Source organism: Thermobacillus sp. ZCTH02-B1 (assembly GCF_002159085.1).
In the GTDB taxonomy this organism is placed as follows: Bacteria; Bacillota; Bacilli; order Paenibacillales; family Paenibacillaceae; genus Thermobacillus.
In genome coordinates, this window is sequence record NZ_LZRU01000006.1 from 1 (window position 1) to 1652 (window position 1652).

Consider the following 1652-nt stretch of genomic DNA (forward strand, 5'->3'; position numbering starts at 1 on the left):
TTCCAGATTTTAACTGGGAATTTGTTGAAGGATTTGGCAAAGGAGGCGTTACCCCTTCGCGTGATTCACCTTCCTTCGAGGCGTGTAGAGTTGGTCGTTGCGTAGCAGCGCATCGACCAGACGCACAAGTTTTCTTGCCGTTAAGACGAGGGCGCGTTTGTGTTGGTGCCTGGGCACTTCCTGATACTTCTTCCGGTAATACTCGCCGAATTCCGGTTCGCGGTTTTTCACCGAGTTGGCAGCTTCAACCAGGTAGTAGCGAAGGAATCGGTTGCCGGAACGAATGCGTTTGGTGTCTTCGGCCTCAAACGAACCGGACTGGTGCCTGCGCCATGTCAGACCGGCATACTTGGCCAGGGCGGCTTGGTCGTTAAAACGTTCGATGTCGCCAATCTCAGCGAGAATGCCGGCCGCGTAAACCTTGTCGATGCCGGGGATGGAGCGAAGGCACCTGGCGCCGTTCATGCCGTCCAGGATCCGCTCGATGGCTTTGTCCAGCTCCTTGAGCTGAGCCTGGATGCTACGGATCGTCTGGATGGAGACGCCCAGCACAAGATCGATGGAGTCTTCCACGACCTTGGACAGCCGGTAAGAGTCTCTGGCGGCCTTCTGGATGCAGCGGGCGACACGCTCCGGGTCGGGGAAGCGGTTCTTCCCTTTCTCCTTGAGATAGTCGGCCAGATCCGCCACGTCCATCGTGGCGATGTCATCGAGGCTGTACTTTTCCGAGAGCATCTCCAGGATGGCGTGCCCGAACACCGAGCTTTCGACTTCGGACGTAAAGGCGTTGCACTTGTAGAACAGGTTCTGCAGGAAATACTGCTTTTCGCGCGTGAGGCTGTGGATCAGGTGGTACCGCATCCGGGTCAGCCTCTGCAGCGCGATGTACTGTTCCTGCATGACGATGGTGGTCGTCAGCCTGCCGAAGCGCAGACGGTCCGCGATGATCCAGGCGTCGAGGCGGTCGGTCTTGTCCAGGTCGGGATAGGCTTCTTTGAACTTGCTGATGAGTTTGGGATTGATGGTGAAGACCTTGGCGCCCAGTGCCTTGAGCGCTGGATCCTGGTGCAGGTACATCGCGGGATGCCAGCTGTAGACCGAAGTGGACTCCAGCCCGATGTGAATCTCGGAGGCGGAGAGCTTGTCCGCCGTGGCGACGATCCGGTCCCGCAGGTGGGAAGCGCCTTGCAAATCGTTCTTCACCTTGAGCGCATCCAGCTTCTCACCGTCCGGGTTCATCAAACACGCCTGCAGTTCTTGCGAACTGACGTCGATTCCGACAAACAGTTTCAAAAGCGAACGACCTCCTTTCCGTGAGGGGAATTCAGGGAACGGACTCTCCGGGATGCCTCCGGCGCGCTCGCCGATCGCTCACCCTCGCGTATGAGAACTCGCTTCGGGCCATGAGCTGCTCCCGGCGCTGCTCCGCCGGGCATGGGTTGCCGAAGGGGACAGCCAGCGGGTAAGAAGTTCAAACGAGTGCCGGAGAAACAGACTTTCGCATGTAGTCGAAGCTACAGGAGGGAGTCGAATTTCCCCGAATGGCCCCTGAGTACCATTGTCCGGAGGCATGCCGGAAAGTCCAGTCCCTGATGTGAAATTTTCAAAGAGCAAGCTGGAAATTTTGAAGGTGGCCTCCAGTCCCCGAGGAG

The 1652-nt window shown here is 57.9% G+C and carries 1 protein-coding gene; it reads right to left on the reverse strand.

Annotation, left to right across the window (positions count from 1 at the left end; translation table 11 throughout):
- Positions 1–48: 48 nt before the first annotated feature.
- Positions 49–1293, reverse strand: coding sequence for an IS110 family RNA-guided transposase (locus A9Z00_RS01615; protein ID WP_296973654.1), 1245 nt, complete (start codon positions 1291–1293; stop codon positions 49–51).
- Positions 1294–1652: the final 359 nt, after the last annotated feature.